A 25,883-nucleotide genomic window follows, 5' to 3' on the forward strand; every position below is an offset into this window, starting at 1 on the left:
CGGCCTACAGACCGAACGCCTGCCTTTCCTCGCTGCTCAGCTTGGCCAGCTGGGCGGGGGTCAACGCGCCGTCCCCGACCACCTGCACCATGTTATTGGGGCGGTAGGACGACACCTCTTGCGACGCGCTCGCGGGCGCCTGGGGCGCCGTGCCGGCAACCGGTTCCGCGCCGTAGCCCAGGATCTGCACGTTGATGATGGACGGCTGGTTCTGGCGCGCCTGGTTCTGGCTGCGCTGGGCCGAATCCTGCGCGGCATTGACGGCGGAGGTCGCGGCGCTGCTGGCCGAGGTGAGCGCGCCCGTGTTCACGGCAGCGGTGACGGGAATGCCGGTGCTTTCGCCCTTGGCCTTGATGTTGGCCGCGTTCAGCACCGTCTGCGCGGCGATGTTGACGTTGCCCGACACGCGAATGCCGGCCTCGCCTGCATCGATGGTACCCAGCGGCGCATACAGGTCGACGTCGCCGGCGGGCACTTCGGCCAGCGCGTCGCGCGCGGTGTAGCGGCCGGCGATGGCCGGGGCGGTCTGGTCCGCGGTTTGCGCGCTGTCGTAGAGCACCGAGTCGCCCGTAAGTTGGCTGTATTGCTGCAAGGCGTTGTGCAGGGGCTGGCGCGGCCAGTCGAAGGGGTATTCACGCGCGCCCTCGGCCGCCGCGGCCGACGCGGCCAGGGCAGCGCTGGCGGCCATCACTGTCATCATCGCCTGCAGGCGTTTCAAGCCGGTGCGCACATCGGCGGCTGGCAACTCAGGTTGTCGGGGATGGCGAAGGAAGGCATACGCGCGGGAAGTCGGACGCTGACCGCCGCGAGGCGGTGGAGAAGCCGACATGGTAGGGCCCGAATGTGACCCTTTGGTTGCATGGCGATGACACGGGGCGGCTGGTGTAAAGTCGCGTGTACACCATTTCCTGAAGGACACGAAGGTGCCTGAATCGAACCAAACCGCGGTTCTGCTGTTTTCGTACGGAACCCTGCAGGACAAGGCCGTGCAGCGCGCCAACTTCGGCCGCGAGCTCACCGGCAAGCCCGACGCCATGACCGGCTACGTGCAGCGCTGGGTCGAAATCACCGACCTCGACGTCATCAAGACCAGCGGCCTGGCCCAGCACCCCATCGTCTACGCCAGCTACGACCCGAAAGACGAAGTGGCCGGCATGGTGTTCGAGATCACCCAGCAGGAACTCGAAGCCGCCGACCGCTACGAGGTGTCCGACTACAAACGCGTGTCGGTGCTGCTGAAATCCGGCGTGCACGCCTGGGTGTACATCAAGGCCTGAATCGGGGCGCGCTGCGCCGGGGCGGTTTCCGGCGGTTCGGCGCCTGTACACTCGGACATCTCGACTTCGGGGGCCTGACATGGCCGGCAGCAGCTTCTTTGCCCTGTTCGACGACATCGCCACCATCCTGGACGACGTTTCCGTCATGACCAAGGTGGCGGCCAAGAAAACCGCCGGCGTGCTGGGTGACGACCTGGCGCTGAACGCGCAGCAGGTTTCCGGCGTGCCGGTCAACCGCGAACTGCCGGTGGTGTGGGCGGTGGCCAGGGGCTCGCTCATCAACAAGCTGATCCTGGTGCCATCGGCCCTGGTCATCAGCGCCTTCGCGCCCTGGGCGGTGACGCCGCTGCTGATGGTGGGCGGCGCCTTCCTGTGCTTCGAAGGCGTGGAAAAGCTGGCGCATAAATTCCTGCCGCACGGCGATACCGCCGACGGCAATCATGCCGCGCGGGCCGAAGCCCTGCAGGACACCTCGGTGGACATGGTGGCGTTCGAGCGCGACAAGATCAAGGGCGCGGTCCGCACCGACTTCATCCTGTCGGCCGAAATCATCGCCATCACGTTGGGCGCCGTGGCCGGCGCCGACATGGTGCGCCAGACCATCGTGCTGGCCGGCATCGCCCTGGTCATGACGGTCGGGGTCTATGGCCTGGTGGCAGGCATCGTCAAGCTGGACGACCTGGGGCTGTATCTCAGCACCAAGCGCTCGCAGGCGGTCGCCTGGCTGGGCAAGCGCATCGTGGCGGCCGCGCCCTACTTGATGAAGACGCTTTCCGTGGTGGGCACCGCCGCCATGTTCATGGTTGGCGGCGGCATCCTCACCCACGGCATCGCCCCGCTGGGCGCTGCCATCGAGCATGTCGCGGCAGCCACCGGCAGCGGTCTGGTGCCGCTGTTGGTGTCGACCTTGCTCAGCGCCCTGTTCGGCATCGTTGCCGGGGCCGTGGTGCTGGGCGTCGTCAGCCTGGCCAAGCGCCTGTTGCGGAAATAGGGCGCCCGGCCTGGGCGGGCATCAGAAGCGGTACTTCATCGTCAGCATCGCGTTGCGCGGATCGCCGTAATAGCCGCCCATGCCGGTCGAGTAGTACTTCTTGTCCAGCAGGTTGTTGACGTTCAGCGTGGCCGACAGGTGCCGGTTGAAGTCATAGCGGGCCATCAGCCCGACCAGCGCGTAGGCGTCCTGGCGGAAGGTCTCGTCATTGGGGCCGTAGTCCGGCTGCACCATCTTGCTTTGCCAGGTGACGCCGCCGCCCACCGTCAGCGGATGCCACGCGCCGCGCAGGCGATAGGTGGTCCACAGCTTGAACAGGCTGTTGGGCTGGTTGGTGTCGATGCTGCGGCCGTCCGAGTCCTTCAATTGCCGGTAGCTGTAGCCGGCGATCATCTGCCAGCCCGGTTGCAGTTCGCCCGAGATTTCCATCTCGATGCCGCGCGCGGTGGCGCCCTGCACCGTGCGGTAGGCGTACGAACCGCCGCCGCCGCCCGTGACCCAGATGTTGTCCGGGTCTTTCTCGGCCAGGTTGTCTTGCTTGAGCTCGAAGACCGCGGCGCTGGCGTTCAGGGCGCCGCCGAAGAATTCGCCCTTGACGCCCAGTTCATAGTTGTCGCCCTCGACCGGCGGCAGGAAACCGTTGTTGCGGTCGCGATAGGCCTGCGGCTTGAAGATGCTGGTGTAGCTGGCATAGACCGACCAGTTGGCGTCCAGGTCGTACACCACGCCGGCGAACGGCGTGATCTTGCCTTTCTCGCGCAGCCGGTCGCTGACCTGGGTGCCGTCGAAGTAGTTGCTGTCGACGTCGCGCTTCCAGTCGGTGTAGCGGCCCCCCAGGATCACCGAGAAGCGTTCGGTGGGGCGCAGGCGCGCGGTGGCGTACAGCCCCAGTTCTTCTTCGCGGGTCTTGCTGTGGCCGGTTTCGGTGCCGTCGAAGACAGGCTTGGGCGAGTGGCCGTTCCAATTGAAGATGTTAGGAATCGACGCGTCGTAGCCCGGCAGGCGCCAATTCGGATAGGTGGCGCCGCCTTGCTCGTAGCGCGAGGCGCTGACGCCGAACACCAGGTCGTGCTTGCGGCCCAGCAACGTGAACGGGCCGGTGGCGTACAGGTCCACCGACGTCTGCTTGGGCTTGCCGTGCCAGTTGGCCAGCCACAGGCCGCCGCCCGCGCCGGTGTCGCGATTGGGATAGCCGTTCTGGGCGTAGCCCTGCAGCGCGTCGTAGTCGTTTTCGCTGCGGTTGATGACGGCCTTGGCGATCCAGTCGTTGGCGAAGGTGTGTTCCAGGCTGGCAAACAGCGAGGTCTGCTTGCGGTCGTAGTAGCTCCAGTCCGACGCGCCGTTCATGCGGCGCGAGAAGCTCGTCTGCGAGCCATCGCTGAAGAACAGCGGAAAGCCGCGGCTGGCCTGGTCCATGCGGTCGTCCTGGTAGACCAGGCCGGCGGTCAGCAGGGTCGAATCCGTCAGGTCGGCTTCGATCACGCCGTAGAACACGTCTTTTTTCTGCTTGGCGCGGCTGACGAACGAGCCGTAGTCCTGGTGCGCCGCGACGATGCGCCCGCGGATGCGGCCGTTCTCGACCAGCGATCCCGACAGGTCGGCTTCGGCCCGGTAGCGGTCCCACGAACCGGCGCTGGCGGCCACGGAACCCGAGAACTCGCGGGTGGGGCGCTTGCGCACCAGGTTCACCGCGGCGGCCGGGCTGCCGGTGCCGCTGACCAGGCCGGTCGCCCCGCGCACCACTTCCACGCGGTCGTAGATGGCGGTGTCGAACGTAATGCCTTCCAGCTGGCTCGATGTCGGGATGCCATCGAACATATAGGTGTCCACGGCAAAGCCGCGCGAGTACACCTGGGTGTATTCCTGGGTCGACGTGCTTTTGTCGATCGATATGCCGGTGGTCTGGTTCAGCACGTCCTGGATGGTGTTCAGGGCCTGGTCGTCCATCTGCTGGCGGGTGATGACACTGACCGATTGCGGCGTCTCGCGCAGCGACAGGTTGAGCTTGGTGGCGCTGGTGGACCCCGTGTAGGACGCGGTGTCTTCCGTCTTGCCGTCGCGCAGGCCGTCGGCGCTGACCTGCACTTCGGGCAGTACCGAGGCATCGGGGGCGGTGGTGGCGCGCAACACGTAGCCGGCCGCGCCGGCAGGCTGGCTTTCCAGGCCGCTGCCGGCCAGCAGCCGGGCCAGGCCGTCGCGCGGGGCAAACTGGCCAGACAGGCCGCGGGTGGTCCGGCCTGCGATCAGCGCCGGGTCGATGGCGATGTTGATGCCGGATTCGCTGGCGTAGCGCGTCAATGCCGGACCGAGGGCGCCAGCCGGGATGTCGTAGCTGCGGGCGGCCTGCGCCGCGGGGGCATCGGCGGCCTGGGCAGCGCCGGCGGCCCCGGCCAGCGCCAGGGCCAGCAGCGTATGGCGGAACGCGCGCGCCAGGGGCGGGCGGCAAGAAAGGGCAAGGGCCGGGTGTTGCGGGGCGGGCCGGCGGCCGGGACGGCGCTGCGTCATGAGGTTCTCCGAAAGGGGCGTGTTTTGGTGTTGCTGGGGTTGTTGACACGCAAACGGAGAAAAGCGGACATGCTGACGTCGATTAATGTGTAACCGCGGGGGCGTACCGGCGGGGGCGTACCGGCGAGGGCGTACCGGCGAGGGCGTACCGGCGAGGGCGTACCGGCGAGGGCATACCGGCGAGGGCATACCGGCGAGGGCGTACCGCTGGCAGATGCGGACGCGCAGGTGACGCGCGGCCCTCAAGCCGCCGACGAGCGCGGCTCGACGAGAATCCAGTAGCGGCTGCGGCTGACGATGCGCACCGGCAGCGTTGCCGGCAACAGCGCCAGCACCTTGTCCGTATCCTGCAACTGAAAGCCCCCAGACAGCCGCAGGTCGGCCACGGCCGGGTCGCATTGCACCAGGCCGGGCCGATAGTGCGACAACGCTTCCAGGAAGTCCGCCAGCCGCATGTTGTCGGCCACGAGCACCCCGCGCGCCCATTCGCCTTCGCCCTGGGCCGCCTGCTGCACATTGCCGGCGCCCTGGGCCGTGAACACCAGGCACTGGCCGGCCGCGACCGGCAGCCGTTGGCCCGGTACGTCGCGGGGTGTGACTTCGACCACGCCTTCCAGCACGGCCACGCGGCATTGCGCGCCGCGCTGGCGCACCGTGAAGCGGGCATCCATGCCGTGCACCACACCGGCTTCGGACGCCACCAGGAACGGCCGCGCCGCTTGCGCGGGGCCGCTGTCGGGCGCCGTGCGCACCAGGATTTCGCCCGACCGCAGCAGCACGCGGCGCGACAGGGCGTCATAGGCGATATCCACGGCGCTGCCCGCGTTCATCAGCACGCGGCTGCCGTCCGCCAGTCGCAACTCGCGCCGTTCCCCGGTGCCGGTACGGTAGGCGGCTGACCAGGCGGCCCACGGCGCAAACCGGGCCGCCAGCCAGAAGGCGGGAACGGCCGCCGCCGCCGCACCCAGGGCGGTCAGCGCCTTGCGGCGCGACAGCTTGCGATTCAGGGTGGGGCGGGCCAACGCGGGGGGCAGAGCGCCGAACTGGTCGTTCAGCATCTGCGCCCGTTGCCACGCCCGCTCATGGTCGGGATCTTGCGCCCGCCAGCGCTCACACTCGCGAAACGCTTCGGGCGGCGGCTCGGCGCCCGGGTGCAGCCGCACCAGCCACTGCGCCGCCTGGCGCAGCACCTGGCGGTCCAGCGGCAGATCGCGTGCGTTGGCGGCGCTGCCCATCATGCGGCCAGCATCAGGCACTGCTCGAACGCCTGCGCCATGTAGCGGCGCACGGTGCGGTCGGTGATGCGCATCGTGTCGGCGATCTGCTTGTAGGTCATGCCGTCCAGTTGCGCCATCAGGAACGCGCTGCGCGCCTTGGCCGGCAGGCCGTCGAGCATGGCGTCGATCTGGTGCAGCGTTTCCAGGATGATCAGGCGCTGTTCGACCGACGGCGTGGTGGGCTCGGGCAATTGCGCCAACGCGTCCAGCCAGGCACGCTCGAGCGATTGGCGGCGATGGTGGTTGCACAGCACGTGGCGCGCGACGGTGGTCAGGTAGGCGCGCGGCTCGTGCAGCGTCAGTTCCTGCGCGCCGGGCTTGCGGCGCGCCTCGATGATGCGGATGAACGTGTCCTGCGCCAGATCGGCGGCATCGAACGTATTGCCCAGGCGCTTGCGCAGCCAGTTGCGCAGCCAACCGTGATGGCTGGCGTAGAGGTTGTGGACGATATCCACGGCAGGGATCCCCGACACGCCGGGACCCCGCCCGGTCGTATTCAATAATTGATAATGATTCCCAATTGTATATGAGGCAGGACGCTCCTGGGGATGCGCCAAAACAACGGGCCCCGGAATCTCCCGGGGCCCGCGATACCGCTTGAAGGGGGGCGCGCACGTCGTCAAAGCCATGGGCTTTGACGGCCGCGGGGCGCCCGCGTCGTCAACCGGTCATCAATCAATACGCCAGCGAAGCTTGCAGGTACACCGTGCGCGGCATGCCCACGTACTTGCCCGCGTTGTTGTCGGTGGAACGGGTGAAGTAGCGCTTGTCGAACAGGTTCTTCACGCCCAGCGCGATGTTCAGGTTGTGCATCTGCTTGCCGAAATCGTAGGCGGCGCGCACATGCACCGTGCCGTAGCCGGGGATATCGCCATAGGCGCCGTTGGCGCTTTCGGCCGTCTGGTACGTGGCGCCGGGGTCGGGCGAACCGGGCGAGCGCTGCTTGGACTGCAGGAACGTATCCACGTTGTAGGTCCACTGGTTGCGCGTGTAGCGCGCGCCCAGCGATGCCACGTTGCGCGAATAGAACGGCAGGTCGCGGCCCTCGAACACACCCGCCTTGTAGGTGGCCTGCGTGTAGGTGTAGGTGCCGTAAACCGACATGCCCGACAGCGCGGCGCTGAGCTCGCCCAGGTCGTATGACAGGCCCGTTTCCAGACCGCGGTGGCGGGTCGCGCCCAGGTTGGTCCAGGCGTCCGAACCGCCATTGGTGCCGCCGCGCAGTTGCAGTTCGTCGTCGAAGTTGATGTTGAACAGCGTCAGTTCGCCCTTCCAGCCGCCGCTATTGAAATGCGTGCCCACTTCATACGTGGTGGCCTTTTCCGGATGCAGGCCGTTGGTGGTCGACGCGATCTGGAAGTACTGCAACGGGCCGAACGACTGGCCGGCGTTGGCGAACACGCTCCATTGCTCGCTGACGTGATACACGACCGACAGCGAGGGCAGGGGCTCTTCCGACTTGATGCTCGTGTACTTCGTCGCGGCCGGGTTGGACTTGTCGTTCAGGAACGAATCGATGAACTCATAGCGCACGCCCGGCGTGATGGTCCAGTTGCCGACATTGATGGTGTCGTCGATATAGACCGCGTGCGCGGTCGTGCCGCCGGTGCGGAATTGATACTGCGGGTTCGGCGCGTTCAGCGGATCGAAGGGGCCGTCCGGCACGTAGAACGCCGTGCGCGACGCGCGTTCGTCGCTGGCTTCCTTCAGGTAGCGGTAGCCCACGCTGACTTCCTGCGTGATGTCCGACCCGCGGAACAGGCGAGAATAGCGCGGCTCGATCGCGAACGTATGGTAATTGCGCGGATTGAACGTCAGACGGCGCTGGCCGGCGTTGGCGCCGGTGCCTTCGGTTTCGATGCTGCTGCCCCGGAAGCTGTCCGTGTAGTACGTCAGCAACTCAAACTTGTTCACGCCGTCGTCGTGGTTGTAGCGGAACGACGCATCGGTGCGCCGGCCCGTGAAATTGTCGTACGGCCGCGTCGACTGGAACGGGTCTTCGGAATACTGCCTGGTCGTCAGGCCACCGGGCATGCCGGCGCGGCCCTCATAGTGATGCAGCGCGGCCGAAATGCTGTCGTCCGCGCCGATGCGGTACGTGCCCTTGAGCATCACGTCATCGATATCGACCCGATCGTTGCTGTCGCGAAAGCCGTTGCCGTGCGTACCCGAATAGAGCAGGGCGCCGCCCAGGCCGCGGTCGTTGGTGCCGCCGATGAACGCGCTGGGCGTCGTCTTCACGCCGCCGTGGCTGTACATGTCGGTCTCGACCGACGCATCTGCCGTGAAGTCCTGCGGAATCGCGCGCGTCACGAAGTTGATGATCCCGCCCACGTTCTGCGGGCCATAGCGCACCGACCCCGCGCCGCGCACCACGTCCACCGCCGACAGGTTGCCCAGCGCCACCGGCGCCATCGACAACTGCGGCTGCCCATAAGGCGCCACCGCCAACGGAATGCCGTCCATCAGAATCGTCGACCGCGGCGACAGCCGAGACGTCAGCCCGCGCACGCCCACGTTCAACGACACATCGCTGCCGCCCGTGCCATTGCTTTCCTGCACCTGCACGCCCGGAATCCGGCGCAGCACATCGCGCACATTCGTCGCGCCCGTATCCTGGAACGCCGCCCGATCAATGATCGTGCGCGCCCCGCCGTGCTCCAGCACCTTTTCTTCGCTGGGATTCTCCAGCCAATCGCCCACCACGCTGATCGCGCCCAGCGTGCTGCCATCGCCGACCGCAGCGCCGGATGTCGACGCGGCGGGCGTTGCGGCGGCGGCGCCCGCCGAAGACGCGGAAGCCGGCGCCGCGCCGTCGGTCGGCGCGCTTTTCACGGCGGTTTGGGCGTAGCCGTTGGCGGCCACGGTCAGCAAGGCCAGCGCGAGCGCGAGGCGTCGCGGGGGGAAGGGGATCAGCATGGAGGTTCCAGGAATGGCTCTTAAATAATGAGAGCGACAATCAAATTGAGAATCTTTTCTAGGCCGGGGCGGACTGCGCAGACAAGCTTGGCAAGGGCAGCCGGCAGCCCCTGCGCAAGCCGCCGAAAATATAGCAAAAATTGGCGCCAATCCAAACGCGGTAAATTGGGGCCGTGGCAAAAACACCCCACGACCCTCCGGCTGGCCAACCGCACCCGCGCGCCTGCGCCCAGCCGAATCCGTATAAGATGTGAAATTGGCGCCAATTTTTTGACGCGGGAACCATCATGGACACACTAGATCAGCAATTGCTGGGACTGTTGCGCGCCGACGCGCGCGCAACCGTGGCAACCCTGGCCAAAAAGCTCGACGTATCACGGGGCACCATCAACAACCGCATCGCCCGCATGGAAGACGACGGCATCATCGTCGGCTACACCGTGCGCCTGCGCCCAGAATCCGAACCCGACCAGATCGGCGCCTGGATGAACATCGCCGTAGACGGCAACGAAACCCGCCGCGTCGTCAGCATCCTGCTAGGCGACCCCGCTGTCGTCGCCCTGCACGACACCAACGGCCGCTGGGACCTGCTGGCCGAACTACGCGTGGCCAACATCGAAGAAATGTCCCGCGTCCTGGATCGCGTCCGCCTGATCAAGGCCATCTCCGCCACGGAAACCAGCATCCACCTGAAGAGCTACAAGCTGGACTGAACCAGGGCTGGGTGCGCCCCTCAATCAACACAACAGCCCCCAACACAGCCCCCCTGACGGCAGACCGCAACCCTGGCCTTCCCAAAAAACCCGCCTAAATCCCCCCGACGCACCACCCCCCAACGCCCAAAAAGGCCGCCCGCGCGGCCGGCTTTGGGCGACCCCGCAAGACCTTCCACCCCACCCCCGTTCCCCACCAGAACGCCAAGCACACCTCCCACCCCAGCAACGCCCCAAACCCATCACGTCACAGCGTGGCGGGCAGGCGCACAGGGAGGGCGGGGCGTGTAGATGCGCCCGAGGGAATTCGAAGGGAGCCGAAGGCGGACGAGAATGACGAAGGGGCAGTCCGGAGCGAAGGCTCCGGACCGCAATCGTAGCCCCGCCCTCCCTGTGCGCCTGCCCGCCACGCGGCAGAAGAACCCACGGCAACCAGAAGAAAACAACGCCAGGCCCCGCAAAAACCCCCAGGAACAAGCCCCGCCGCAAAGGCGCCCCCCCACCCCGTTAGGGATTCCCCCCGGTTGCCCCCCCCACACCCCCACCCCTAAAATTGGCGCCAATTTATGCAAACAAACACAGAAAGCCCGCCCCCCCAGGCCCTCAAGCCTCCAGGATTCAAGGATCAAGCAATGCCCACCGCAGCACCCACCCTCACCCCCGAAGCCGCCCGCGCCCGCGCCATCTACGACCTCGGCCACAGCACCGTCTTCTCGGCCCGCGTCGACCCGCGCTTCTCGTACTGCATGTACGTGCCCCCGCACATCGACCAGGCCAAGCACCCCATGCAGCTGGTGGTGATCATGCACGGCACCGGCCGCGCCTTCGTCGAATACCGCGACGCCTTCGCCGAATTCGCCCGCTGGAACGACTGCATCGTCCTGTGCCCGCTCTTTCCCGTCAGCCCCCTGGGCGACGGCAACCGCGACGGCTTCAAGCAACTGCACGAAGGCAACATCCGCTACGACCACGTCCTGCAGGACATGGTCGCCGAAGTCGGCGAAAAATTCGGCTGCGACTTCTCGCGCTTCGCCCTGTTCGGCTATTCCGGCGGCGGCCAGTTCGTCAACCGCTACGCCTTGCTGCACCCCGAAACCCTGTGGGCCGTTTCCATCGGCGCGCCCGGCTCGGTCACCCTGCTCGACCCCAGCCAGGACTGGTGGGTCGGCGTGCGCGACGCCGAAGCCCGCTTCGGCAAGGCCGTGGACGTCGACGCCCTGCGCCAGGTTGCCGTCCACATGATCGTCGGCAAGGCCGACCTCGAAACCTGGGAAATCACCCACCGCGAAGGCGGCAAGTTCTTCATGCCTGGCGCCAACTCCGCCGGTTCCACCCGCCCCGAGCGCCTGGAATCCCTGCGCCGCTCGTTCGAAGCGGCCGGCGTCAAGGCCGTGCTGGACGTCGTCGACAACGTGCCGCACGACGGCCTGAAGTGCGTCGGCCAGGTGCAGGACTTCCTGGCTGCCGAGCTGCGCAAGCTGCGAAATGAATAACACCGAAAACAAGAAGCGCGGCGGGCGCATCTGCGCCCGTCAGCCGCGATAGGAGAGGGGCATGCTGCGTTTCGCGCTATCCCGTATCGTCATGGCCATCCCCACGCTGCTGATCGTGGCGGTGGCCGTATTCGTCATGATCCGCCTGATTCCAGGCGATCCGGCGCAACTGCTGCTGGGCGACCTGGCCACCCCGGCCGCCCTGGCCGACCTGCGCGCCCGCCTGGGCCTGGATCAGAGCTGGACCACCCAGTTCGGCATCTGGTTCGGCAACATGCTGCATGGTGATCTGGGCTCGTCCATCAACACCGGCCAGCCCGTGCTGCCGCTGGTGTGGGACCGCTTCCTGATCAGCGGCCGCGTGGTGCTGGTGGCCGTGCTGTTCGCCGCCCTGGTGGCCGTGCCGGCCGGCATGATCGCCGCCTGGAAGCAGAACAAGGCGCCCGACCTGATCCTGGTCGGCACCGCCACGCTGCTGGTGTCCATTCCCACCTTCTGGCTGGGCCTGCTGCTGCTGATCTTCTTCGGCCTGAAGCTGCAATGGCTGCCCGTGGTGGGCTACGTGTCCATCGGCGAAGACTGGAAGGCCGGCCTGCTGTACCTGGCCATGCCCATCCTGACGCTGTTCCTGCACGAAATCGGCGTGCTGATGCGCATGGCGCGCGCCAGCACCCTGGAAGTGCTGCGGCTGGACTACATCACCCACGCACGCGCCAAAGGCCTGTCCGAATCGGCCGTGCTGATGCGCCATGCTTTCCGCAACGCCTTCGGCCCGACCTGGACGCTGATCGGCCTGGTGCTGGGCAACCTGCTGGGCGGCATCGCCGTGGTCGAAACCGTGTTCACCATTCCCGGCCTGGGCCGGCTGCTGGTGGATTCGATCTTTGCCCGCGACTACCCCGTCATCCAGGGCTGCCTGCTGTTCGTCGGCGTGGTCTACGTGATCGTGAACCTGCTGATCGACCTTTGCTATCCCATCTTCGACCCGAGAGTGACCGCCGAATGAAAAAGCGAATTGCAGCTAACGCGCTGATAGGCGGCGTGATCGTGGCGGCGATGATCGTCGCGGCGATCATGGGCGCCTTCTGGACGCCGCATGATCCGCTGAAGATCAACTTCGTGGCCCGGCTCAAGCCGCCCGGCGGCGACTTCCTGCTGGGCACCGACGAATTCGGCCGCGACGAACTGTCGCGCCTGTTGGCCGGGGCGTCCAGCAGCGTCTGGATCAGCTTCCTGACCGTCAGCTTCGCCATCGTGGCGGGCACCGCCATCGGTACCCTGACCGGTTTCGTGCGCGGCTGGACCGACCGCATCATCATGGCCTTCAACAACGCCTTGCTGGCCTTCCCGGGCCTGTTGCTGGCGCTGGGCCTGTTGGCCGTGGTGGGCGCCAACAAGTACGGCATCATCCTGGCGCTGGGCCTGGCCTACACGCCATCGGTCACGCGCATCGTGCGTGGCACCGTCCTGTCGCTGCGTGAAAAAGAGTTCATCGAATCGTCCCGCGTGCTGGGCAATTCCGAGCTCTACACCATGTTCCGCCACGTGCTGCCCAATTGCGTGGCGCCGCTGACCGTGTTGGCCACGTCGATGTTCGGCTGGGTCATCCTGGCCGAAAGCGCGCTGTCGTTCCTGGGCCTGGGCGTGCCGCCGCCCGCCCCGACCTGGGGCAACATGCTGGCCGCCGCCCGGCCGTTCATGGCGCAGGCTTCCTATCTTTCCATTCTTCCCGGCTTGGCCATCGCCCTCGCGCTGCTGGGGATCAACCTGCTGGGCGACGCGGTGCGAGACCGTTTCGATCCCCGCATGAGGGGCGTGCAATGAGCGCACTGGTAACCGTATCGAATCTGTCCCTGACCGTCGGCCGCGGCGGCCGTGAAATCGTCGGCGGCGTGTCCTTCGAGGTGGCGCCGGGCGAAATGGTCGGCATCGTCGGGGAATCCGGCAGCGGCAAGACCCAGGCCGCCCGCGCCATCATGGGCCTGACCCCGCCGCCGCTGGTGGTGGCCGGCGGCTCGATCCGCTTCGAGGGCGTGGAAGTGACCCAGGCCAGCGCGGCCCAGCTGCGCAAGCTGCGCGGCGCGCGCATCGGCATGGTGTTCCAGGAACCCATGACCTCGCTCAACCCGTCCATGCCCATCGGGCGCCAGCTGGACGAAGGCCTGAAGCTGCACCGGCGCGACCAGTCGACCGCGCAGCGTCGCGAACGCATCCTCGAGATGCTGCGGCGCGTGGGTATCCGCGACCCCAAGGCTGCCATGGAAGCCTGGCCGCACGAGTTTTCGGGCGGCATGCGCCAGCGCATGATGCTGGCCTCGGTGATGTTGCTGGAGCCGGCGCTCTTGATCGCCGACGAACCCACCACCGCGCTGGACGCCGTGGTGCAGCGCGACGTGCTGGAACTGATGGTGGACCTGACGCGCGAGCACAACACCGCCGTGCTGATGATCAGCCACGACCTGCCCATGGTGGCGCGCTACACCGAACGCATGGTGGTGATGCAGCACGGCAAGGTGCTGGAAACCGGTACCACCGCGGGCATTCTCGAACGGCCGCAGCATCCCTATACGCGCAAGCTGCTGGATGCGATGCCGCGCCGCCTGCCGGCCCGGCCGATCACCAAGGAAGCGCCCATCGTCGAGGTCAAGAACCTGGTGGTGGACTACGCCGGCCACCAGCGGCTGTTCTCGCGCACCGGCGCCAAGCGCGCACTGGGCGGCATCCACCTGCACGTGAAGCCGCGCGAAGTGGTGGCGGTGGTGGGCGGGTCGGGCTCGGGCAAGACCACGCTGGGCCGCGCCATCGCGGGCCTGCTGTCGCCCACGTCCGGCCAGATCCTGTTCCGCAACCAGGCGGTGAGCCGCCGGTCGGCCGCCTGGCGCGATTACCGCCTGAACTGCCAGATGGTGTTCCAGGACCCGTATTCGTCGCTGGACCCGCGCATGACCATCGGCCAGTTGGTGGGCGAAGGCCTGCGTATGCTGACCGACATGGCGTCGGCCGAAAAACGCCGCCGCGTGGACGAAGTGCTGGCCGAAGTGGGCCTGGGGTCCGAATATGCCAAGCGCTTCCCGCATGAACTGTCGGGCGGCCAGCGCCAGCGCGTGGCGATCGCCCGGGCGATCGTGCGCCGGCCGGCTTTCGTGATTGCCGACGAGCCGGTGTCGGCGCTGGACGTGACGGTGCGCGCCCAGGTGCTGGACCTGTTCGCCGACTTGCAGGAACGCCACGGCTTTTCGTGTCTGTTCATCAGCCACGACCTGGGCGTGGTCGAGCAGGTGGCCGACCGGGTGGTGGTCATGCGCGACGGCGGCATTGTCGAGCAGGGCACCCGCGACGAGGTCTTCGATCATCCGCGCGAGGAATACACCCGCAGCCTGCTGTCGGCCATTCCGGCGCTGGAATCCACCGATACGGGCGGCGTGCGCCTGCGCTGGCGCCTGGACGGGCAGGTGCCGTCTCGGGCCACGGCTTGAAGGGACGGATCCGCGCCGGCCGCCGGGGCTGGCGGCCCGGCGCGGACTTATGCATAAAATACGCGGTTTGGATTTGATTCACGGGAGTGGTCCATGCCGAAAGCGGCGGCGACACAGCCGGGCCTGGTTGACCGTATTGCCCATGATATTCAGTCGGGCATCTTTGGTCCCGGCGCGTGGCTGAAACAGATCGACCTGCAGGAACGCTACGACGCCAAGCGTCTGGACGTTCGGCGGGCGCTTGACCAATTGGCCGCCAAGCGGCTGATTTCGCACATCCCGAACCGGGGCTACCACGTCTACGCGATGGACCCGGACCAGCACGTGCAGATCCGCGATATCCGCGTGCTGCTGGAAACCGGCGCCGCGGCCGACCTGATGCCCAACGTCACGGCGGCCAAGGTGCGCGCCCTGCGCACGCTGGCCGAGCGTTTCGCCAAGCTGCTGCACGACGGCACGCTGCTGGAGCAGTACGAGGTGAACCTGGCGTTTCACGCCGGGATGTACGACATGTGCGCCAACCGCGAGCTGGCTTCCCTGATCCAGGAAACCCGGGCCCGCGGCCCGGCGGCGCCGGCCAAGGAATGGGTGACGCGTTCGCGCATCGAAATCTCGGCCCGCGAGCACTTCGACATGGTCGAGGCGCTGGAGGCGCGCGACGTCAAGCGGCTGCAGAAAATCATTGCCCAGCACGTGGGGCAGGACATTTCCTGACCGATTCCGGGCGATTTGCCTGGCTTTTGCGGCGGCCATCCTGAAAGGGGGCCGCCGCAAGTCGTTTCTGTGTGTCCGATTCATGAGATTCACAGGGATACCCCCGATGCCCGTCCGGGTTTGAGCGTTCATAATAGGCAGCTATTTTTGGCGCCAATATAGTCATGAATCAGGCGTCGTATGCCCCCGGGGGAGTTTCCGCAATGCACCACCAATCTGTTTCCCGAGCGCTTGCGCTCAGCTTGGCGCTGGCCGCCGCAGGCACGGCCCACGCCGCCATCCTGACGATCGCCCAGCCGGCCGACATCCGCTCGACCAATCCGGGCGTCAACCGCGACAACACCACCGACGGCGTGGTGCTGAACGTGGTGGAAGGTCTGGTCGGCTACCGGGAGAACGGCACGGTGGCGCCGTTGCTGGCGAAATCGGTCGACCTGTCGGAAGATGGCCTGACCTACACCTTCAAGCTGCGCGACGGCGTGAAGTTCCACAATGGCGCCACGTTGACGTCGGCCGACGTCATCTGGAGCTGGGAACGCTATATGGACGCCAAGACCGACTGGCGCTGCCGCAGCGATTTCGACGGCCGCAACGGCCTGAAGGTGACGGAAGTGTCGGCGCCGGACGCGCAGACGGTCATCATGAAGATCGACCGCAAGTCGGCGGTTTTCCTGGATTCGCTGGCCCGCACCGATTGCGGCATGACGGCGATTCTCAGCAAGGATTCGGTCAACGCCGACGGGTCGTGGAACAAGCCGGTGGGCACGGGCCCGTACCAGTTCAAGGAGTGGAAGCGCGGCGAATACGTGCTGTTGTCGGCGTTCAAGGACTACGTGTCGCCGTCGCCGGGCGACAAGCCGGACGGCTATGTGGGCGCGAAGCGTCCGCTGGCTGACGACGTGAAGTTCCTGGTGGTGCCTGACCCGTCCACCGCGAAGGCGGGCCTGGTGTCGGGTGCGATCGATGCGAGCCAGATCACGATCACGGACGTGGCTGAACTGAAGAAGAGCCCGACGGTGTCGGTGATGAGCCCGCACGACGCGACCAAGCACACGCTGCTGTTCCAGACGCAGGACCCGGTGCTCAAGAATGTGAAGCTGCGCCAGGCGATTGCGGCGGCGCTGGATATTCCGCAGGTGGTGGCGGCGGCTTCCGAAGGGCTGGGCCAGCTGAACAATTCGGCGGTGTATGCGGGGTCGGCCTATTACCAGGAAACCGAGAAGCGCACGTACAAGTACGATCCGGCGCGGGCGCAGCAGCTGCTGAAGGAAGCGGGCTACAAGGGCGAGCCGATCGTCATCTATGCGAACAAGCGGGCGCACGTGCCGAGCTACCAGGTGGCGGTGATTGCGCAGGCGATGATGCAGTCGGTGGGGATCAATGCGCAGATCGAGGTGCTGGAGTGGGCGACGCAGCTGGATCGCTACAACACGGGCAAGTACCAGATCAGCTCGTTCACGTTCTCTTCGCGGATCGATCCGTCGTTGAGCTTTGAGCAGTTTGCGGGAGATAAGTCGAAGCAGCCGCGCAAGGTCTGGGATGATCCCGCGGCGCAGAAGCTGATTGACGAGAGCTTTCTTGAATCTGATCCGGCCAAGCGGCAGAAGCTGTTTGACCAGTTGCACACGTTGATGCTGGAGCAGACGCCGTTGTTGGTGCTTTATAACGGGGCGGATGCTTGGGCGACCAATAAGCGGGTTGAGGGATTTTCAGTATGGGAAGGGAAGCCTCGGGCTTGGGAGACCAAGATTGTGGGTAAGTAAGTAGGTTGGGTTTTGGGGCGGGTGCTGGTGGCGGGTTTGCTGCTGGGGCCGCCTGACGCGTCGGTGGCCTGCGGTGTGCGGGGCTACGATTGCGGTCCGGAGCCTTCGCTCCGGACTGCCCCTTCGTCATCGTCGTTGTCGCCTTCGGCGACTGCCTTCCGATTCCCTCGGGCGCATCTACACGCCCCGCACACCGCAGGCCACCGACGCGTCAGGCTGCACTGTCTGTATCTTGACGGGCTTTGGGGCGAGTTGGTTGCTTGGCGTTTTTTTCCGCGTCCGAGTGGGGGGGCGAGTCTTGCGGGGCCCGCTTGATGCCGGCCGCGCGGGCGGCCTTATCGAGCTTACGCGGTGTCTTGCGTCGGCGTAGTGTCGCTTCGCGCTGTTGGGGTTTTTGTTCTGCAATGCAAAGAGGCCGCTTTCGCGGCCTCTTTGCATTGTTGGCTGTGGCTTTACTTTGCCACGCGCTCCACTTCCCAGGCGCGCGGTTTCTTCACGGCCCAGGGGGTGTAGCCCTTGACGTCGCTGCGGTAGGCGCCGATGTCCAGGCCGTTGTAGAGCGGGATGCTGGGGACGTCGGCCAGGAATAGCTTGTGCAGTTGGTCGAACGAAGTCTGGCGCTTGGCGTGGTCGGTGTCGACCGAGGCGGCGTCCAGGAGTTTCTGGGCTTCGGGGTTGTCCCAGACCTTGCGCGGCTGCTTGGATTTTTCGCCGGTGACCATTTCGTAGTTCAGGGCGGCGTCCAGGCGGGCCGAGTAGGGGAAGGTCATCATCTGGTAGGTGCCGGCGTTGTAGCGGTCGAGCTGGGTGGCCCATTCGGCGACGGACAGCTTGGCGTTGATGCCGGCGGCCTGGAGCATGGCCTGGATGATGACCGCGGAGTTGTAGGACTGGGGGTAGCGCTTGGTGGTCATCAGCTCGATTTCCTGGCCCTTGTAGCCGGCTTCTTTCAGCAGCTTCTGGGACAGGGCGACGTCGTACTTCCAGCCTTCTTTCTGGGTGGCGTCGTGGTAGGGCGAGACCAGGGGGACGATGGAGTTGTTGGGCTTGGCCAGGCCTTCGGTGACGGCGGCGGCCAGTTGTTCGTAGTCGATGGCGTGGGCCAGGGCCTGGCGCATCTTGGGGTTGGACAGCAGCGGGTCCTTGGTTTGCAGCAGCAGCGCGGTCATGCTCATGACGGGCGCGTAGGCGACCTTGACGTTGGGCGTGGCCTGCAGGACGGGGACGTCGTTGTTGGAGACGTCTTCGATGATGTCGATGTTGCCGCGTTGCAGGGCGGCCTTGGCGGTGGAGTCGTCGGGCACGATCATGAAGCGCACTTCGTCGACCAGGGGGCGCTTGGAACCGGTGTAGCCGTCGAGTTTGCCGCCGCGGTTGGCGTAGTCGGCGAATTTGGTGAGGCGGATGTATTCGCCGCGCTTCCATTCGGCGAATTCGAAGGGGCCGGTGCCGATGGGTTTGTCCCAGGTGCCGTCGGCCTTGACGGAGGCCTTTTGCAGGATGCCGGTGCCGCCGCAATCGGCGCGCGCCAGCGAGGCCAGGAACAGGCTGCTGGGTTTTTCCAGGTGGTAGACGACGGTCTGGGCATCGGGGGCTTCGACGCCGGTGACCTTGACGGTGCCGCGGCCATCGAATTCGCTGGAACAGCGCCAGCCGGAATTGGCGGCGGTGTAGTGCTGCCAGGTCCAGAGGACGTCGGCGGACGTGAGGGGGGCGCCGTTATGGAATTTGACGCCCTGGCGCAGCTTGAAGGTATAGGTCTTGCCGTCGGGGCTGATGTCGATGGATTCGGCCAGCAGGGGGCGCACTTCGGCATCTTCGCCGTAGGCCACCAGGCCTTCGACGATGTGCAGGACGACGGCGTCGCTGTTGCTGTCGCGGTTCACGCCCGGCTCGGTCGAGCGGATGTCGGCGGTGAACGAGATGCGCAGCGGCGGCTGGGCCTGGGCCCAGGCCGATCCGGCCAGCGCGGCCAGCGCCAGCGCAACCGCGGTGTTCAAGCGTTTTGTTTTCATTGATTGGGTTCCAGGGTTGCGCGGGCGGCCTGGGATCAGGCGGCGGCCAGCAGTTCGGGTTCGGCGTCCAGGCTGTAGCGGGTGAACGTGCGGTTCAGCGCGGGCAGCGGGGCCACTTCCATCAGGCCGGCGGCCGGCTCCATGATGACCATGGCGACGGTGGCCGACAGGTTGTCGTGGCTGCCCGGGCGCGGCGGACGGCAGACCGAGTACGGGGTGCCGAAGTCGTCGAACAGGGCGCGCTTGAGGTCTTCGCGGGTGAGCTGGTCTTTTTCGTTCAAGAGGCGACGCACGCGCCAGTCGCGGTAGGCGCTTTCCGGGGTGCTGGCGCGGCCGGTGTCGCGCAGCTTGCCCAGGGCGACTTCGCTGACCCAGTGGTTGGCGTGCACGATCAGGTCGTCGCTGCCGGGGTAGATGGGGAAGGCCTCATCGGTGGTGCATTCGTAGTCGACGCCGAAGCCGGCGGCCATGCCGATCATGATGTTGTTCGAGCAGGACTTGGGCGTGGTGCTGACGGCCTTGATGGCCAGGGCGAAGTGTTCCTGTTCGAGCACCTTGCGGCGGATCAGCGACAGCGGCACGCCGAGCTGGCGGAAGTCGCGGTCGGATTCCAGGTAGTTGGCGGTGATGGACACGCCAGCGCTGTTCAGGCCGCTGCGGGCCAGGCCACCGGCTTCGACGAAGGTCAGGATGTCGGGGCCGTTGTCGTTGCGCACGCGCAGCACGATGGCCGTTTCGGCGCATTCGGCGCGCCAGTCCCAGTTCTGGCCGTGAATCAGGCGGCCGTTGACCGAGCGGGTCGGCAGGATCAGGGCGCCGGTGCAACCGTCGCCGGGTTCGAGTTCGGCCGCCTTTTTCTTTTCGGCGCGGGCCTTGGCGATGACTTCGGTGCGGGCGTTGACCATCACGATGTCTTCGAACGGCACGTTGGCGCCGGCGGCGATGCCGCGCATTTCTTCCAGGTAGTGCGGCGCGAAGTTCTCGATTTCGCGGGCAAAGCTGGTGATCAGCTGAGTGCGCGCCATGGCGTCATAGCCCAGGTCGACCAGGGTTTGGCCGTACATCGCGGCGCTTTTGCGTACGCGGTCGGCGGCCTGCTGGCCATAGGCGCGGCCGCGGGCCTCGGGGGTACCGGAAACCGATACGAAGGGAAATTGGGTGATCTGGGTCATGGACGAATAGCGGCGCGGGGGCGCCGTGGGGTCGGGAGTGGTGAGACGGGATGTTGCAAAAATATTATCTTATTTTGGCGCCAAAAATACCGAGGGTTTGCCCGGGGGCGCCTAGCTGGGGGCGCCCAGCCGGGGGCGCCTAGCCGGGGGCGCCTAGCCGGCGGCATTCTCCGAATACTGCCGCGCCACGTCGCCGCAACGCGCAAACCCGGCGCCGGCTTCACGCAGCCGCTGCAGCAACCGCTCGATCATCTGCAACCGCGCCGCGCGGCCTACGCCGTGGTCGGCGCGCGGGTGCAGGGTCAGGCAGGCGTAACCGTCGGCGGCGAGCAGGGCGCCGCCCTGTTCGACCAGGTGGGCATAGGCACGGTCCTGGGTGACGCGGCGGCTGAAGTGGGTGGCGTCGCACAGGCCTTCGCTCCAGGGCAGCTCGACCATGCCCGGGGCGCCGTCGGCGTCCAGCGCGTAGGGCGCATCGTCGTCCAGGGCGCTGCTGTCGTAGCGGTAGCCCAGTTGGTGCAAGAGCGGCAGGGTGCGGGCGGTAAAGCCGCCGCCGGTCCAGCGGAAACCTTCGGGGGCCTGGCCGGTCAGGGCGGCCAGGCGGTCGCGGCCGCGTTGTAGCACCTCGGCTTCGCGTTCGCCCAGCGCGGCCAGGTCTTCGAAGGCGTTGCCTTGCGAGGCGGCCTCGTGGCCGTCGCGCAGGCTCTGTTCGAGCAGGTCGCGGCAGCGCTCGGCTTCGAAGGCCGGCCAGAAGAAGGTGGCGCGGATGCCCTGGCGCCGCAGCATGTCCAGCAGGCGCGACAGGCCGCCGCCATAGGTGTAGCGGCCATGGCCGTCGCGGCCGTGCAGTTCGTGCTCGGGGCGGGTGGCGGCCTCGGGGCCGATGCCTTGCACGTTGATGGTGACCAGCACCGTCTTGGCGGCGGCCTGCGTGGGGGCAATCGTCCGGGTGGTCGCGTCAGGGGTTGCGTTGGCGAGGGCGGCGCTCATTCGGTTCTCCAGGCATCGGGGTGGGCCAGGCAGTGGCGGGCCAGCGCTTCCAGGGTCATGCAGTGCACGTCCGTCTGCGCGGCCACATGCGCCAGGAAGCGGTCCATGGCGGCGGCGCGGGCGGGGGGGCCGGACCCGCCGGCGGCCTTGGGGTGCACGGTCAGGTGGATGTAGCCCTCGGCCTGGCGCAGGGCCTCGAATTCCTCGATCCAGTTGTCGCAGGCTTCCGCGGCCAGGCTGTGGCCGGTGAAGTAGAACGGGTAGTCGTCCAGCGACACGGTGTTGTTGGGCAGCATGACGAAGCCGTCGTCGGCGGCATCCGCGGGCAGGTAGGGGCGGTCGCGGTCTTTCTCGCTGGCGTCATAGCAGTAGCCCAGCCGGCGCAGCGCGGGCAGGGTGCGGTGGCTTTTGCGGCCCGACGGCGAACACCAGCCCACCGGCGTCACGCCCAGTTGCTGCTGGATCAGGGTGTGGGTCTTTTCTAGCAGGGCGGGTTCGTCCTCGCCCAGGTCCCAGGCTTCGTGCAGGTAGCCGTGGGCGGCGATCTCGTGGCCGGCGGCCAGGATGGCGCGAAACGTCTCGGGGTAGTGCTCGACGTCGTAGCCGCAGGCAAAGAAGGTGGCGGGCATGGCGTGGCGCGCCAGGATGTCCAGGTGCCTGGGTACCCCGCGGCGAATGGCGTAGCGGCCGGCGGTATGCAGGCCGGCGGGAAACTGCTTGCGGCCCACTTCGACGGCGGGGCCGTCCACGTGCACGGTCACGCAGACCACGGCGCGCACGGGTGGCGCGGCGGGGGCGCGCAGGCCCTGGTCGCGCAGTTCGCGGTCCAGCGTCAGCCAGGGGTTGGCGGCGGCGTCCAGCGGGACGCCATAGGGAATGGCTTGCATCAGGTGGCCTTGATGTTGGCGTTCTTGATCAGGGTGCGCCACTTCTCGCTTTCGGTGGCGACGAAGCGGCGCAGTTCTTCAGGGGTGCCGCCGTGCAGTTCCAGCCCGTTCTGGGTCAGTTGCGCCAGGGCGGGCTGCTTGAGCGCGCTTTGCACGGCGGCATTGAGCGTTTGCACGATGGCGGGCGGCGTGCCGGCGGGCACGAATACGCCGTTCCAGCCAATGGCCTGGTAGCCGGGAAAGCCGGACTCGGCCACGGTGGGCACGTCCGGCAGGGCCGGCGCCCGCGATGCGGACGTGACGGCCAGGGGGCGCGATTTGCCGCCCTGGATGAACTGCTGCTGGTTGATCACCACGTCCATCAGCACGGGAAACTGGCCGCCCAGGAAATCGTTGACCGCCGCGGCGGCGCCCTTGTAGGGCACGCCGGGCAGGTCGAGCCCGGCAGTGGCCTTGAGCAGTTCCATGGCCAGGTGGGCCGAGCTGCCGTTCTGGGTGATGCCGTAGAAGTACTTGCCGGGGTTGGCCTTGATGAGAGCCACGAATTCCTGCAGGGTCTTGGCCGGAAACGATGGGTGCACCACCAGCACGTTGTTGTAGTAGCAGACCATCGACACGGGTTCGAAGTCCTTGATCGGGTCGTACGCAATGTTCTCGTACAGGCTCTGGTTCACCGTGTGGGTGCCGGTGGAGCCGAGCGCGACCGTGTAGCCGTCGGGCGCCGAACGGGCCGCCTGCTGCGTGCCGATGATGCCGGCCGCGCCGCCCTTGTTGATGACCACCACGCTTTGCTTGAGCGCCTCGCCGATGCCCTGGGCCAGCGGCCGGGCGACCAGGTCGGTGCCGCCGCCCGCGGGAAACGGCACGATGAACTGGATCGGGTGCTCGGTGGGATAGCCGGCCGCGCGGGCCAGGCCCGGTCGCGTCAAGGCGGCGCCCGCCAGGGTGGCGGCCGACGCCGCCATGAATTGCCGGCGGCTGATGCCGCCCGTTGCGCTGCTGCGTTGCTTCATGCGATTTCCCCTTGGATGTGCATGCCAGGCATTGCCGGCCGCACGCTTGTGGGTGCCTGCTGGTCGGCTGCTTGAGTATCATTATTCGATAAAAATCTATCTTCACCAATTAGTTTTTATCTATAAATGATAAAAATAAGGAAAACGATAGATGAATGAAATAGCCGTCGACGATCTCGATAGGGGCGCTTTATGATCCGCCGCCCCTGGCTGCGGCCCTGTGATACGCTGCGCCGATTCCGCGTTGCCCCTTTGCTGCCCTGCCCATGTCCACCCTGAAGCGAGCCCTAGCGATTCTTGACCTCTTCAGCCTGGCCACGCCGGTGCTGACCGCGGAAGAGATCATCTCGAAGCTGTCCTATTCGGCGCCCACCGGCTACCGGTACATCCGCGACCTGTCGGACCTGGGCTACCTGCTGCGCATGACGGGCGGCGGCTACAAGCTGGGGCCGCGCATCATCGAGCTGGACCACCTGATCATCGATGGCGACCCTGTGCTGGGCGCGGCCCGGCCGATCATGCGCGAGGTGGTGGACCAGGTGGGCGGCGACGTGCTGCTCAGCGTGATCCACGGCCTGCGCATCCTGAACATCCACCACGAGCGCGGCCCGGAAGACCTGGGCATCGCCCACGGCCGCGGCCGCGCGCACCCGCTGTTTCGCGGCGCCACGGCCAAGACCATCATCGCGTTCCTGCCGCGCAAGGACCAGCGCAAGCTCTACGAGGCGCATCCCGCCGACGTCGAGGCCGCGGGCCTGGGGCAGACGCAGGCCGAATTCACCCGCCGGCTGGACGAGATCCGCGTGCGCGGGTCGTACCTGGGCGTGGGCGAGATGTCGCCCGAGCGCGCGGGCATCGCCGTACCGGTATTCCAGGAAGACCGCCGCATCTTCGGTGCGCTGACGGTCACGTTCCTGGCGACCCGGCTGAACACCATCGCACAGGACAAGACCACGGCGCTGCTGCAAGCGGCGGCGCGGCGGATCGAATCGCTGGCGTTGGCGTCCCGCATCAAGGAACAGGCCCCCGCGCCGTAAGCGTCGGGGGCCTGTGCGGGGCGGCTGCGGGGGCTGCCTGTCCGGGCGGGAGGTTGCTTTACGGCTGCTGCTGCTGCTGCTGCTGCTGCTGCTGCTGCTGCTGCCGCTGCTGCTGCCGCGATTGCGGCCCGGTTGCGGCCGGGTCGGACGCGGCGTCCGCCGGCGCCGCGCCGGCCTGGGCCGTCGCTTGCGGCGCCCGCAGGGGCGACCCCATGGCCTGGAACAGCGCCGCCGTCTCCGTCAGCCGGGCGCTGGCGTATTCCACTTCGCGCACCCGGGCGGCAACGTAATGCTGCTCGCTGGCGTACGCCGTGTACGGCGCCAGCGCGCCCAGGCGCACCTGGCTGGCGGTGTTGCGGTGCGACTGCTCGGCCGCCCGGCGCGAGGCTTCGGCCGAGGCCAGCGCCTGCCCGTCGGCGTCCAGCCGCGCCAGCGTGTCGGCCACGTCGCGGAATGCCGTCAGCACCGTCTGCTTGTACTGCAGCACCGAGGCTTCATAGCGGTCCTTGGCCGCGCTGCGTTCGGCCAGCAGCGCGCCGCCATGGAAGATCGGTTGCGTCAGCGACGCGCCCACCGCCCAGATCGACCCCGCGCCGGACAGCGCCGTGGGCCAGCTGAAGCCGCCCTTGCCCATGGATGCCGACAGCGACAGGCTGGGGAACAGCTGCGCGGTGGCCACGCCGACGTCGGCGGCGGCCGCTTGCAGCACGGCTTCGGCAATGTGGATGTCGGGCCGCGCGGCCAGCAATTCGGACGGCACCAGCACCGGCACCTCCGGCGGCACGGCCAGCATGCCGAAGGCCAGGTCGGGCGGCGCCTGGTCGGGGCTGCGGCCCATCAGCACGGCCAGCGCGTGGCGCGTGGTCTGCCACTGCGCCCGCAGGCCGGGCAGCGACGCTTCCAGCGTGGCGGCGTCCTGATCGGCCTGCAAGGCATCGTTCTGCGAGGCGGACCCCAGTTCGTAACGGCGCTGCGTGTCGCGCGCCACCTGGCGCGACAGCACCACCTGCTGCTCGGTCAGCGCCACGCGTTCGGCCAGCGATGCCGACGTGATGGCGCCGGTGACGATGTTGCCGGCCAGCGAACGGCGCGCCGATTCCAGCTGGAATGCCTGCTGCTCGACCTTGGCCGCGCGCGAGGCGTTTTCAAAGCGCGCCGCGCCGAACAGGTCCAGGTCGTACTTGGCCTGGATCTGGCCGGTGAAGACGTTGTAGAGCGCGGTGGGCTCGGGCAGGTTGGGCATGGTCAGCGCACGCTTGCGCGTGACGTCGGCACCCGCGTCGATGGACGGCAGCAGCGACGAATTGACCTGTCCGCGCAGTTGTTCGCGGGCGCCGGCCAGGTTGCGTTCGGCGGCAGCCAGGTCGGGGCTGTTGGCCAGGCCTTCCTCGACCATGGCGTTCAGCGCGTCCGAACCATAGCGTTTCCACCATTCGGGCACCGGGCGCGCACCTTGCTCGTAGCGCTGCGCCACGCCTTGGGCGGCGGCGCCGGCGGCGGGCAGGGCCTCCACGCCATAGTGCGTGGGCGCGGCCAGCGCCGGCGGCTTGCTGTCGGGCGCGAAGGCGCAGGCGCCCAGCGCCAGCACGAGGGGCAGCGCGGCCAGGCGCCAGGCGGGGGCGGGGTGACGGGGTTGCATCG

General features: G+C 67.2%; 21 protein-coding genes. 10 read left to right on the plus strand and 11 right to left on the minus strand.

The genetic code is table 11. The features are described from left to right. Positions 1 to 4 precede the first annotated feature (4 nt). Positions 5 to 745 (minus strand): filamentous hemagglutinin family protein, encoded by a 741-nt coding sequence (locus AC3WMR_RS01600; protein WP_492262408.1) that lies wholly within the window; start codon positions 743 to 745, stop codon positions 5 to 7. Positions 746 to 923: 178 nt separating this feature from the next. On the opposite strand from AC3WMR_RS01600, the gene AC3WMR_RS01605 reads away from it, so the two are divergent. After that, positions 924 to 1,277, plus strand: a complete 354-nt coding sequence (locus AC3WMR_RS01605) for a gamma-glutamylcyclotransferase family protein (RefSeq protein ID WP_492262409.1) — start codon at positions 924 to 926, stop codon at positions 1,275 to 1,277. 79 nt (positions 1,278 to 1,356) lie between these two features. Next, positions 1,357 to 2,268: a DUF808 domain-containing protein gene (locus AC3WMR_RS01610; RefSeq protein ID WP_492262410.1), complete on the plus strand. Its 912-nt coding sequence runs from the start codon at positions 1,357 to 1,359 to the stop codon at positions 2,266 to 2,268. Between the two features lie 21 nt (positions 2,269 to 2,289). On the opposite strand, the gene AC3WMR_RS01615 is transcribed toward AC3WMR_RS01610, so the two are convergent. The 4 genes from AC3WMR_RS01615 to AC3WMR_RS01630 all read right to left on the minus strand — a co-directional run bounded on the left by AC3WMR_RS01615 (position 2,290) and on the right by AC3WMR_RS01630 (position 8,969). Next, on the minus strand, positions 2,290 to 4,773 hold the full coding sequence (locus AC3WMR_RS01615; RefSeq protein WP_492262411.1) for a TonB-dependent siderophore receptor: 2,484 nt from the start codon (positions 4,771 to 4,773) through the stop codon (positions 2,290 to 2,292). A gap of 242 nt (positions 4,774 to 5,015) precedes the next feature. Continuing rightward, positions 5,016 to 6,029 carry a FecR domain-containing protein gene (locus AC3WMR_RS01620; protein WP_492262412.1) on the minus strand — a complete coding sequence of 338 codons (1,014 nt, stop codon included), beginning with the start codon at positions 6,027 to 6,029 and terminating at the stop codon, positions 5,016 to 5,018. After that, positions 6,008 to 6,505 carry a sigma-70 family RNA polymerase sigma factor gene (locus AC3WMR_RS01625; protein WP_492262413.1) on the minus strand — a complete coding sequence of 166 codons (498 nt, stop codon included), beginning with the start codon at positions 6,503 to 6,505 and terminating at the stop codon, positions 6,008 to 6,010. Before AC3WMR_RS01625 ends, AC3WMR_RS01620 begins: the two co-directional genes overlap by 22 nt. 220 nt (positions 6,506 to 6,725) lie before the next feature. Beyond that, a complete protein-coding gene (locus AC3WMR_RS01630) occupies positions 6,726 to 8,969 on the minus strand; it encodes a TonB-dependent receptor family protein (protein ID WP_492262414.1) in 2,244 nt (747 codons plus the stop codon). A 287-nt stretch (positions 8,970 to 9,256) separates the two neighbouring features. Between AC3WMR_RS01630 and AC3WMR_RS01635 the strand changes: the two genes are divergently transcribed. The 7 genes from AC3WMR_RS01635 to AC3WMR_RS01665 all read left to right on the plus strand — a co-directional run bounded on the left by AC3WMR_RS01635 (position 9,257) and on the right by AC3WMR_RS01665 (position 17,128). Next, positions 9,257 to 9,682, plus strand: coding sequence for an Lrp/AsnC family transcriptional regulator (locus AC3WMR_RS01635; protein ID WP_025137021.1), 426 nt, complete (start codon positions 9,257 to 9,259; stop codon positions 9,680 to 9,682). A gap of 632 nt (positions 9,683 to 10,314) precedes the next feature. Beyond that, entirely contained in the window at positions 10,315 to 11,175 is an 861-nt protein-coding gene (locus AC3WMR_RS01640; protein WP_175216909.1) for an alpha/beta hydrolase family protein, read from the plus strand. Between the two features lie 61 nt (positions 11,176 to 11,236). Next, entirely contained in the window at positions 11,237 to 12,181 is a 945-nt protein-coding gene (locus tag AC3WMR_RS01645; protein ID WP_263910380.1) for an ABC transporter permease, read from the plus strand. Continuing rightward, positions 12,178 to 12,999: an ABC transporter permease gene (locus tag AC3WMR_RS01650; RefSeq protein WP_025137024.1), complete on the plus strand. Its 822-nt coding sequence runs from the start codon at positions 12,178 to 12,180 to the stop codon at positions 12,997 to 12,999. The genes AC3WMR_RS01645 and AC3WMR_RS01650 overlap by 4 nt, the downstream gene beginning before the upstream one ends. After that, positions 12,996 to 14,651 carry an ABC transporter ATP-binding protein gene (locus tag AC3WMR_RS01655; protein ID WP_492262415.1) on the plus strand — a complete coding sequence of 552 codons (1,656 nt, stop codon included), beginning with the start codon at positions 12,996 to 12,998 and terminating at the stop codon, positions 14,649 to 14,651. Before AC3WMR_RS01650 ends, AC3WMR_RS01655 begins: the two co-directional genes overlap by 4 nt. 93 nt (positions 14,652 to 14,744) lie before the next feature. Next, positions 14,745 to 15,365, plus strand: coding sequence for a GntR family transcriptional regulator (locus AC3WMR_RS01660; RefSeq protein ID WP_492262416.1), 621 nt, complete (start codon positions 14,745 to 14,747; stop codon positions 15,363 to 15,365). Positions 15,366 to 15,568: 203 nt separating this feature from the next. Beyond that, a complete protein-coding gene (locus AC3WMR_RS01665) occupies positions 15,569 to 17,128 on the plus strand; it encodes an ABC transporter substrate-binding protein (RefSeq protein ID WP_492262858.1) in 1,560 nt (519 codons plus the stop codon). Between the two features lie 452 nt (positions 17,129 to 17,580). Here AC3WMR_RS01665 and AC3WMR_RS01670 read toward each other — a convergent pair whose 3' ends face one another. The 5 genes from AC3WMR_RS01670 to AC3WMR_RS01690 form a co-directional block, all read right to left on the minus strand. Continuing rightward, on the minus strand, positions 17,581 to 19,143 hold the full coding sequence (locus AC3WMR_RS01670; protein ID WP_492262417.1) for an ABC transporter substrate-binding protein: 1,563 nt from the start codon (positions 19,141 to 19,143) through the stop codon (positions 17,581 to 17,583). A 35-nt stretch (positions 19,144 to 19,178) separates the two neighbouring features. After that, positions 19,179 to 20,315, minus strand: a complete 1,137-nt coding sequence (locus tag AC3WMR_RS01675; RefSeq protein ID WP_025137029.1) for a C45 family autoproteolytic acyltransferase/hydrolase — start codon at positions 20,313 to 20,315, stop codon at positions 19,179 to 19,181. 153 nt (positions 20,316 to 20,468) lie between these two features. After that, on the minus strand, positions 20,469 to 21,305 hold the full coding sequence (locus AC3WMR_RS01680) for a polysaccharide deacetylase family protein (RefSeq protein ID WP_492262418.1): 837 nt from the start codon (positions 21,303 to 21,305) through the stop codon (positions 20,469 to 20,471). After that, a complete protein-coding gene (locus tag AC3WMR_RS01685) occupies positions 21,302 to 22,192 on the minus strand; it encodes a polysaccharide deacetylase family protein (RefSeq protein ID WP_492262419.1) in 891 nt (296 codons plus the stop codon). Before AC3WMR_RS01685 ends, AC3WMR_RS01680 begins: the two co-directional genes overlap by 4 nt. Continuing rightward, positions 22,192 to 23,205 (minus strand): Bug family tripartite tricarboxylate transporter substrate binding protein, encoded by a 1,014-nt coding sequence (locus AC3WMR_RS01690; RefSeq protein ID WP_025137032.1) that lies wholly within the window; start codon positions 23,203 to 23,205, stop codon positions 22,192 to 22,194. Before AC3WMR_RS01690 ends, AC3WMR_RS01685 begins: the two co-directional genes overlap by 1 nt. A 266-nt stretch (positions 23,206 to 23,471) precedes the next feature. Between AC3WMR_RS01690 and AC3WMR_RS01695 the strand changes: the two genes are divergently transcribed. Continuing rightward, positions 23,472 to 24,242: an IclR family transcriptional regulator gene (locus AC3WMR_RS01695; protein ID WP_029953712.1), complete on the plus strand. Its 771-nt coding sequence runs from the start codon at positions 23,472 to 23,474 to the stop codon at positions 24,240 to 24,242. Between the two features lie 58 nt (positions 24,243 to 24,300). Here AC3WMR_RS01695 and AC3WMR_RS01700 read toward each other — a convergent pair whose 3' ends face one another. Continuing rightward, positions 24,301 to 25,881: an efflux transporter outer membrane subunit gene (locus AC3WMR_RS01700; RefSeq protein ID WP_492262420.1), complete on the minus strand. Its 1,581-nt coding sequence runs from the start codon at positions 25,879 to 25,881 to the stop codon at positions 24,301 to 24,303. Positions 25,882 to 25,883: the final 2 nt, after the last annotated feature.

This window comes from Achromobacter sp. FW305-C-28 (genome assembly GCF_058783235.1).

What these genes read in the sequence shown, in the direction of transcription:
- AC3WMR_RS01640 (WP_175216909.1), top strand. Translation starts at nt 10,315, where the DNA reads ATGCCCACCGCAGCACCCACCCTCACCCCCGAAGCCGCCCGCGCCCGC.
- AC3WMR_RS01610 (WP_492262410.1), top strand. Translation starts at nt 1,357, where the DNA reads ATGGCCGGCAGCAGCTTCTTTGCCCTGTTCGACGACATCGCCACCATC.
- AC3WMR_RS01680 (WP_492262418.1), bottom strand. Translation starts at nt 21,305, where the DNA reads ATGAGCGCCGCCCTCGCCAACGCAACCCCTGACGCGACCACCCGGACG.
- AC3WMR_RS01635 (WP_025137021.1), top strand. Translation starts at nt 9,257, where the DNA reads ATGGACACACTAGATCAGCAATTGCTGGGACTGTTGCGCGCCGACGCG.
- AC3WMR_RS01670 (WP_492262417.1), bottom strand. Translation starts at nt 19,143, where the DNA reads ATGAAAACAAAACGCTTGAACACCGCGGTTGCGCTGGCGCTGGCCGCG.
- AC3WMR_RS01645 (WP_263910380.1), top strand. Translation starts at nt 11,237, where the DNA reads ATGCTGCGTTTCGCGCTATCCCGTATCGTCATGGCCATCCCCACGCTG.
- AC3WMR_RS01685 (WP_492262419.1), bottom strand. Translation starts at nt 22,192, where the DNA reads ATGCAAGCCATTCCCTATGGCGTCCCGCTGGACGCCGCCGCCAACCCC.
- AC3WMR_RS01665 (WP_492262858.1), top strand. Translation starts at nt 15,569, where the DNA reads ATGCACCACCAATCTGTTTCCCGAGCGCTTGCGCTCAGCTTGGCGCTG.
- AC3WMR_RS01675 (WP_025137029.1), bottom strand. Translation starts at nt 20,315, where the DNA reads ATGACCCAGATCACCCAATTTCCCTTCGTATCGGTTTCCGGTACCCCC.
- AC3WMR_RS01690 (WP_025137032.1), bottom strand. Translation starts at nt 23,205, where the DNA reads ATGAAGCAACGCAGCAGCGCAACGGGCGGCATCAGCCGCCGGCAATTC.
- AC3WMR_RS01660 (WP_492262416.1), top strand. Translation starts at nt 14,745, where the DNA reads ATGCCGAAAGCGGCGGCGACACAGCCGGGCCTGGTTGACCGTATTGCC.
- AC3WMR_RS01695 (WP_029953712.1), top strand. Translation starts at nt 23,472, where the DNA reads ATGTCCACCCTGAAGCGAGCCCTAGCGATTCTTGACCTCTTCAGCCTG.
- AC3WMR_RS01630 (WP_492262414.1), bottom strand. Translation starts at nt 8,969, where the DNA reads ATGCTGATCCCCTTCCCCCCGCGACGCCTCGCGCTCGCGCTGGCCTTG.
- AC3WMR_RS01655 (WP_492262415.1), top strand. Translation starts at nt 12,996, where the DNA reads ATGAGCGCACTGGTAACCGTATCGAATCTGTCCCTGACCGTCGGCCGC.
- AC3WMR_RS01700 (WP_492262420.1), bottom strand. Translation starts at nt 25,881, where the DNA reads ATGCAACCCCGTCACCCCGCCCCCGCCTGGCGCCTGGCCGCGCTGCCC.
- AC3WMR_RS01650 (WP_025137024.1), top strand. Translation starts at nt 12,178, where the DNA reads ATGAAAAAGCGAATTGCAGCTAACGCGCTGATAGGCGGCGTGATCGTG.
- AC3WMR_RS01615 (WP_492262411.1), bottom strand. Translation starts at nt 4,773, where the DNA reads ATGACGCAGCGCCGTCCCGGCCGCCGGCCCGCCCCGCAACACCCGGCC.